This window comes from Actinocrinis sp. (assembly GCF_035946395.1).
GTDB lineage: Bacteria > Actinomycetota > Actinomycetes > Streptomycetales > Catenulisporaceae > Actinocrinis.
This window is the reverse complement of sequence record NZ_DASYZI010000096.1, coordinates 1-5509: the sequence shown is the minus strand read 5'-3', so window position 1 is coordinate 5509 and position 5509 is coordinate 1. Positions and strand designations below refer to the sequence as shown.

The window sequence follows — 5509 nt, the reverse complement described above, 5'->3', positions numbered from 1 at the left end:
CCAGGCGGCGTCCCCGGCGGCGGCCCCGGCGGCGGCCCAGGCGGCGTCCCCGGCGGCGGCCCCGGCGGCGCGTGCTGACTCGCGCGCATCGCGCACCAGCACCCCCGCAGCCTCAGCCGTCACCATATCCACGATCGGCGGCAGATCACGGATCGCCTGCGCCACACCAGCCGGGATACGCTCCGTGACCTGAAGCCACGCAGGTAGGTACGTGCGGATCAACCAGTCCAACGCCATGTACGAACGCGTCTCCGCATGCCCGTCACCGGCGGTGCCGAGGATCCACTTCGCGCGCTGCTCGTCCGTTGCCGCAGCCAGTTCCTCGCGGGACGCGGGAAGGAATTGCTTGAGTTCCTGTCGCTTGTCGTCGGGCAGCACGTCGTTCAAGTTGCGGCCGAACGTGCCCAGGACGGGGCAGACACATTCTGGGTGGTCGGTCCAGAGTTCGCCGGCGATGTATGAGCCCGCTTCGAGCAGGCACATTCCGTCGTCGGGTCCGGAGTGGCCGCCCTTGGCGAGGGTCAGGGCAGTGAGGTCGAGTGTGGTCATCACGGTCCTTCGGTGGTGGGGATGCCTGGCGCCGAGCAGTTCGGCGCCAGGCACAGAGGCTAGTTGCTGGCGCCGGCCGTTGCGGGAACGGGCACGGCCTTGTAGAACTCGGCGAGCTGCCTGCCGTGGTGCGCGCACACCCGGGCCTGCACGCCGTCGCCCTTGAACACGCCGTTCGGCGTCGTGGCAGCGAGCACCATCGTGGTCACCCCGGTGGACGTGCACTGCGCCAGGCTGCCGCTGAGCGGGTTGTGGGCGTGAAACACGCACGTCTCGTCACGGGCGGCCCGCGGCAGGCTGCTCGCGGCCCACGCGCCGTCGCCAGCCGTCTTGTCGAGGTACTGCTCGACCGCGGTGAGGACCTGGTGCTTCCACGGCTGGTCGCTGTCCGGGTCGAGCGTGTACTCGCGGGCGCCGGTCGCCATGTCCTCCTCGGTCACCGTGATCGCGGTCTCGCCGTCGGGGGTGATCACGGTGATGTCGCCGAAGCCGCCGGTCTCGACGGCGAATAGCGGGAAGTCGCCGTCCCACGCCCGGTAGGCGTTGCCGCCGGGGTAGGCGCCCTCGACGTCGGTGGAGAGCAGCTCCTCGATGAGACCGCTCACGCGCCAGTACACCTTGAGCTGCGCCGGGAACTGCTGGGCGAGTTCCGGGTGCTGGTGGACGACGGTCTCGACGATGACGCCGGTGTTCTTCGTGTCGGCCTGGGCGCCCGCACGGCGGACGAGGTGGCCGATCTGCAGGGGGCTGGTCATACGCGACCTCTCGGATAGGTGTCTGGTGCGTATGTTCAGCCAACCGCAGACTTGCCTACCTGTCAAGTGGCAGAGTATTGATCATCTAAGGGTCGGGAGCCGGACTCGAACCGGCCTTGTCCACCTGATCCAGCTCGTCCCACGGCGCTCGGCATCACGTGGCGTGGCTAGGGGCTGCTCCGCCTCCTGGCATATCCCGACGCGTCCAGGCTACCCGCGCGCTCGGGTCAGCCCTTCCGGATATCCACGCCGTGGCACGGCCGGCACACGGGCACCTCGGTCGGCGGGAGCTGCTTGCCGAAGAACTTGCCCCCGTCGACCTCACGCACCAGATCCTTCACACGCCAGCCGTCGCACAGGTGCGGCTCATAGATCGAGCACAGGCAGCAGCACGCCGCATCCGCCGGGATCGCGGCGAGCTTGAGCTGAGCAGTGGTCGCCTGCATCCGCTTCAGCGGACCGGCCGCGGCGTCGATCACCTCGCCGAGATCAGACACCTGCCTCTTCCTTCGGCTGGTAGGTCACGCGCATGTAGTCGTGGGTCCGGTACTCGCCCACCGGACCGCACGCACCCGGTGCTTCGACCGTGTAGCCCGCATCGGTCAGCACGCGGGTCACACGCTCGCAGCCGTAACGCCAGCCCGTAGTGGCGCGACCGAACCAATGCTCGATCCACTCGACGTACACGCAGTCCGGGTCCTCGTACGAGCACACGGCGTAGCCCGCTTGCCGCACCGGATCGGCCAACGGACTGGTCGCGAACGTGTCCATCTTGTAGGTAGGCAGCCCGGCTCTCGCGAGCACGTCGCTGATCTTGTTGACCCGCCAGCGGGCTTTCTCGGCCGGCGTCTCGTCTAGGTCAGGCATCGTGCACCTTCTCGTGTTCCCATACGGTCGCAGCGTGGTCGTCGTCGATGTGCCTGGTGAGGTGGCCGACCACGGTGGGTTCCTCGTCGCAGTCGTTGCACATGATGCAGATAACGCCGTAGCGGTATTCCAGGGTGTACCGCCCCGGCTTGAGGCTGGGCGCGCTGTCTCCGGTCGGCGTCGTCACTGGGTCACGCTGCCAGCGTGCTCGCGGGCCCACCGCGCCGCTTCCCGCTTCGCCACGCGCCGCAGCCGAGGGATGCACCACGGATGCACCCGCAGCGAGCGCCAGTAGCCCGGGAACAGGCCGCGCAGAGTCAGCCGCCGGCAGACCAGGCAGTAGCGCAGCGAACGGCCACGCAGCATCAGGACCTCTTCTCGAAGCGGATCACGATCTCGTCGTCCATGGGCAGCACCCGGATCCGGTCAGCCGACGGCTCCCACTCGACGTCGTGGCCCTCGAGCTTCCGTAGGTTGTCGATCGCCGCATCGAGCGCGAGGGACACATCGGTCCAGCATGCGCCGAGGATCCCGGCCGGGACGGTGTACTCGACGTACTCGACAGCGCGCTCGCGACGCGAGTAGGTGGCCATCAGCGTGCCGCCAGACGCCGTGCGCACGCCTGAGCCGTGTCGGGCCGCTTATGGTGGATCGGACAGCCGGAATGCAGGTAGTAGGCGGCCTGCTGGCGCGCAGGAGCTCGCCCTCGGCGCCTGCGCCGACGTCGACCGCTCAACGGGATCCAGAACCTGAGCGGCCCGATACCGAACCCCAGACCTACACCCATATCGCTTCCTCAGAATCCGTTCACATCGTCGATCACGTACTCGTTGTTATCGTTGCGGCCCACCTGCAAGCTGTAGCCACCGATCTCAGCTTGCAACTGGCCGCACGAGGAGAAGTCGACGTCAGTCTCCTTGGTGATGCGCGTCAGCTCGTCGAGCGCAGTAGCCAGTGCGCGGAGTTGGGCGGTGTCGAGCTTTAAGGGGGCGCTCATGTCGTCTTCTCCGCGTCTGGTAGCAGGCCGCGGAAGTGCGGCCAGGTCCGGTTTCTGAGTGTGCGCTGCTCGACCGCGTCGGCCCACTCGTTCAGCTTCCGCGCGGTCTCCCGGATCAGCTCCGGCTCCTCGCTGAGCGCCGCGGTGGGGAGCGCCGGCCGGAACAGGCGCTCCAGCGCGGCGTATGCCTCGTCCCTCGCGTCAGTCATCGTCTCTCCAATCCGGGTTGTAGCCGGGCTGATCAGCGTACGGGGCGGCGAGGTAGCAGAGTGTGGCGCACCTGCCAGTCGCTCCCTTCCAGTCGTAGCCGTGGCCCCCGTCGTCGCAGTAGCCGGTGTCGCCGCATTCGCGGTGCAGGTGGACGATGGCGCGCTTCGCCGCGATGTCCGCGAGCACGAATGCCGGATCGGCGTCGTGCTGCAGCAGTTGCCCGACGCGGCCGATCCGGGGCACCGTGTCGCAGCAGGCGTGCAACTGCTGTGCGACGACTTCCCAGCAGTCCCAGGTACCCGCGATCACCTGCTGCGCCAGTTCGGCCCGGCGCTGCGCCTCGTCGTACTGGACGGTCAGGAACTCGACGATGCCCAGATAGTCAGCCATCTTTCCCCCACGCCTGGTTGTAGCCCTGCCGGTACATGTACGGAGGCGCGAGGCTCACGAGGACGTTGATGCAGAGCTGGACCACAGCGGATCCCGGCGTCGCCCAGGCGAGCATCGCTGTGCAGTGGGTCAAGACTGCGCGCTTCGCCGCTACCTCAAGGAGCACCTGGGCCGGGTCGTGGCGGGCGATGTGGACGCGGTCTTCCTCGGCGGGAACGTGGGCGGCGGTGCCCGCGTTGACGCTGTCGCGCAGTTCGCCGTCCATGTCGAGGTTCTGCCAGGACAAGGACGCCTGCCGGGTGGCGCACGCGATGGCTTCGTCCTCGTCGAAGCAGCGCGTCAGGAACCCGATGATCTCCCTCTCACCCATCGACCCGCCACCCGCCTTCCCGAGTCCACACGGCGCGCTTGCCGTACGGGGACAGGAGCTGTTGCAGGATCCGGTCCGCGAGCTGGCCGGCGTCCGGGGAATGCACGCCGTTCTCCTCCTCGACCCACAGGGCCAGGAGCGCCCGCTTCGCGGCGACGTCGGCGAGCACGCGGACCGGATCCCAGTGGCCGATGTGCTCGGCGTCCGCGGCGCTGGTGAGGACGTCGCAGATCCCGCGGGGCGAGTCGCGCTCGTCGGTCAGGATGTCCACGCGCCAGCGCGGGTAGCCGCCGGGTCCGGTGAAAGTCCGGTCGACGGCGTACCAGTGCGCGGCCGTGGTGCCCACGGCGAGCTTCTCCTCCTCGTCGAACCGCGCGGTGAGGTACTCGGCCGGGTCAGTCATCGGTGTCCTCGATTCGTGAATCGCTATTCGCGTCGGGGTACTGGCGCAGCGACATCGTGGTCCAGTCGATCCACGGCGGCCGCGTATCCGATTCCAGGTGCGCACGATCGCGGTCGGCGTCGCTGAGGTACCACAGTGGGCAGCCCTTCCCGTCGGTGCGGAACCGGATGCCCTCGTTCAGCTCGAACGTGAACGAGTAACTGATCCCGCGCGGCGTGTTGGATGGGTCGATGCGGTCGGCGATGCGCCGCAGCCGCCAGCCGATGCGCTCGCGAATCCCGGTCACTTGCCGCCTTCCTTCCTGATCCAGTCCCCGCAGGCCGCGCAGACGTCGACCCAGCGGGAGACGTCGCCGCGGTGCAGGAATGCCGCTACGGCAGGTTCACCGCAGCGGCAGCAGGCCCGGCCCGGCTCGTCGGCGCGCCGGCCGATGGCCTCGCCTTCCGCCTCGTTGTGCTGGAAGGTGGCCACCGGGAGGTGGTCGACGATGCCGAGGAACCACGTCTCGACCTCGTTCGGGTTGATCAGACTCACGGGTGTCCCTAGTAGTTGAACGTCTGGCTGCTCATGTGCATGGCGAGCAGGAGCGCGGTCGCTATCAGGATCTTGAGCCCGAGCGACGCGCACCAGCGGATCGGCCGCCAGAATTCAGGGCAGTGTGCCAGGCGGCGCAGACAACGGCCAGCGACGCGAACAGCATGCACTCGTCCCAGGATCGCAGCGCGAGCCCGGCGACGACTGCTACACCGGTCCAGGTGAGCGCCATAGCTCGTAACACGTGTTTCCACATCGGGCACCTTCCTTCGCGCAGGTAGGCCGGTTAGGGCGAGGAGGTCGACGGGTTCGGGGCCACGTCGCAGACGAGGTGCACCTTGCCGTCGCTGTACGTGATGTTGACGCAGCCCGGGTCGTTGGGCACGGTCGCCGTGCTGACCGGCGTCGGCGTCACGATAGGCGGCGTGGGTGTC

At 68.3% G+C, this 5509-nt stretch carries 15 protein-coding genes; all 15 read right to left on the bottom strand.

What is annotated here, in order from left to right:
- A partial coding sequence (locus VGS97_RS06360; protein ID WP_326852288.1) for a hypothetical protein occupies positions 1 to 549 on the bottom strand: 549 nt, incomplete at its 3' end.
- A gap of 59 nt (positions 550 to 608) precedes the next feature.
- Positions 609 to 1304, bottom strand: a complete 696-nt coding sequence (locus VGS97_RS06355; RefSeq protein WP_326852287.1) for a hypothetical protein — start codon at positions 1302 to 1304, stop codon at positions 609 to 611.
- Between the two features lie 227 nt (positions 1305 to 1531).
- On the bottom strand, positions 1532 to 1801 hold the full coding sequence (locus tag VGS97_RS06350; RefSeq protein ID WP_326852286.1) for a hypothetical protein: 270 nt from the start codon (positions 1799 to 1801) through the stop codon (positions 1532 to 1534).
- Positions 1794 to 2171, bottom strand: a complete 378-nt coding sequence (locus VGS97_RS06345; protein WP_326852285.1) for a hypothetical protein — start codon at positions 2169 to 2171, stop codon at positions 1794 to 1796. The genes VGS97_RS06350 and VGS97_RS06345 overlap by 8 nt, the downstream gene beginning before the upstream one ends.
- The gene (locus tag VGS97_RS06340) at positions 2164 to 2358 is read right to left on the bottom strand and encodes a hypothetical protein (protein WP_326852284.1); all 195 of its coding nucleotides are present in this window, start codon (positions 2356 to 2358) and stop codon (positions 2164 to 2166) included. Before VGS97_RS06340 ends, VGS97_RS06345 begins: the two co-directional genes overlap by 8 nt.
- Positions 2355 to 2537, bottom strand: coding sequence for a hypothetical protein (locus tag VGS97_RS06335; protein WP_326852283.1), 183 nt, complete (start codon positions 2535 to 2537; stop codon positions 2355 to 2357). The genes VGS97_RS06340 and VGS97_RS06335 overlap by 4 nt, the downstream gene beginning before the upstream one ends.
- Complete coding sequence (locus VGS97_RS06330) at positions 2537 to 2791, bottom strand: hypothetical protein (protein WP_326852282.1); 255 nt, start codon at positions 2789 to 2791, stop codon at positions 2537 to 2539. Before VGS97_RS06330 ends, VGS97_RS06335 begins: the two co-directional genes overlap by 1 nt.
- Before the next feature lie 176 nt (positions 2792 to 2967).
- Positions 2968 to 3168 (bottom strand): hypothetical protein, encoded by a 201-nt coding sequence (locus VGS97_RS06325; protein WP_326852281.1) that lies wholly within the window; start codon positions 3166 to 3168, stop codon positions 2968 to 2970.
- A complete protein-coding gene (locus VGS97_RS06320) occupies positions 3165 to 3377 on the bottom strand; it encodes a hypothetical protein (RefSeq protein WP_326852280.1) in 213 nt (70 codons plus the stop codon). The genes VGS97_RS06325 and VGS97_RS06320 overlap by 4 nt, the downstream gene beginning before the upstream one ends.
- A complete protein-coding gene (locus tag VGS97_RS06315) occupies positions 3370 to 3768 on the bottom strand; it encodes a DUF6221 family protein (RefSeq protein WP_326852279.1) in 399 nt (132 codons plus the stop codon). Before VGS97_RS06315 ends, VGS97_RS06320 begins: the two co-directional genes overlap by 8 nt.
- Complete coding sequence (locus tag VGS97_RS06310; RefSeq protein ID WP_326852278.1) at positions 3761 to 4138, bottom strand: DUF6221 family protein; 378 nt, start codon at positions 4136 to 4138, stop codon at positions 3761 to 3763. Before VGS97_RS06310 ends, VGS97_RS06315 begins: the two co-directional genes overlap by 8 nt.
- Entirely contained in the window at positions 4131 to 4541 is a 411-nt protein-coding gene (locus VGS97_RS06305; protein WP_326852277.1) for a DUF6221 family protein, read from the bottom strand. The genes VGS97_RS06310 and VGS97_RS06305 overlap by 8 nt, the downstream gene beginning before the upstream one ends.
- Entirely contained in the window at positions 4534 to 4827 is a 294-nt protein-coding gene (locus VGS97_RS06300; protein ID WP_326852276.1) for a hypothetical protein, read from the bottom strand. Before VGS97_RS06300 ends, VGS97_RS06305 begins: the two co-directional genes overlap by 8 nt.
- The gene (locus tag VGS97_RS06295; protein ID WP_326852275.1) at positions 4824 to 5075 is read right to left on the bottom strand and encodes a hypothetical protein; all 252 of its coding nucleotides are present in this window, start codon (positions 5073 to 5075) and stop codon (positions 4824 to 4826) included. Before VGS97_RS06295 ends, VGS97_RS06300 begins: the two co-directional genes overlap by 4 nt.
- A gap of 8 nt (positions 5076 to 5083) precedes the next feature.
- Entirely contained in the window at positions 5084 to 5245 is a 162-nt protein-coding gene (locus VGS97_RS06290; RefSeq protein ID WP_326852274.1) for a hypothetical protein, read from the bottom strand.
- Between the last annotated feature and the right edge of the window lie 264 nt (positions 5246 to 5509).

Coding starts and splice junctions, on each gene's coding strand:
- VGS97_RS06325 (WP_326852281.1), bottom strand. CDS start 3,168: ATGAGCGCCCCCTTAAAGCTCGACACCGCCCAACTCCGCGCACTGGCT.
- VGS97_RS06355 (WP_326852287.1), bottom strand. CDS start 1,304: ATGACCAGCCCCCTGCAGATCGGCCACCTCGTCCGCCGTGCGGGCGCC.
- VGS97_RS06310 (WP_326852278.1), bottom strand. CDS start 4,138: ATGGGTGAGAGGGAGATCATCGGGTTCCTGACGCGCTGCTTCGACGAG.
- VGS97_RS06335 (WP_326852283.1), bottom strand. CDS start 2,537: ATGCTGCGTGGCCGTTCGCTGCGCTACTGCCTGGTCTGCCGGCGGCTG.
- VGS97_RS06345 (WP_326852285.1), bottom strand. CDS start 2,171: ATGCCTGACCTAGACGAGACGCCGGCCGAGAAAGCCCGCTGGCGGGTC.
- VGS97_RS06315 (WP_326852279.1), bottom strand. CDS start 3,768: ATGGCTGACTATCTGGGCATCGTCGAGTTCCTGACCGTCCAGTACGAC.
- VGS97_RS06305 (WP_326852277.1), bottom strand. CDS start 4,541: ATGACTGACCCGGCCGAGTACCTCACCGCGCGGTTCGACGAGGAGGAG.
- VGS97_RS06320 (WP_326852280.1), bottom strand. CDS start 3,377: ATGACTGACGCGAGGGACGAGGCATACGCCGCGCTGGAGCGCCTGTTC.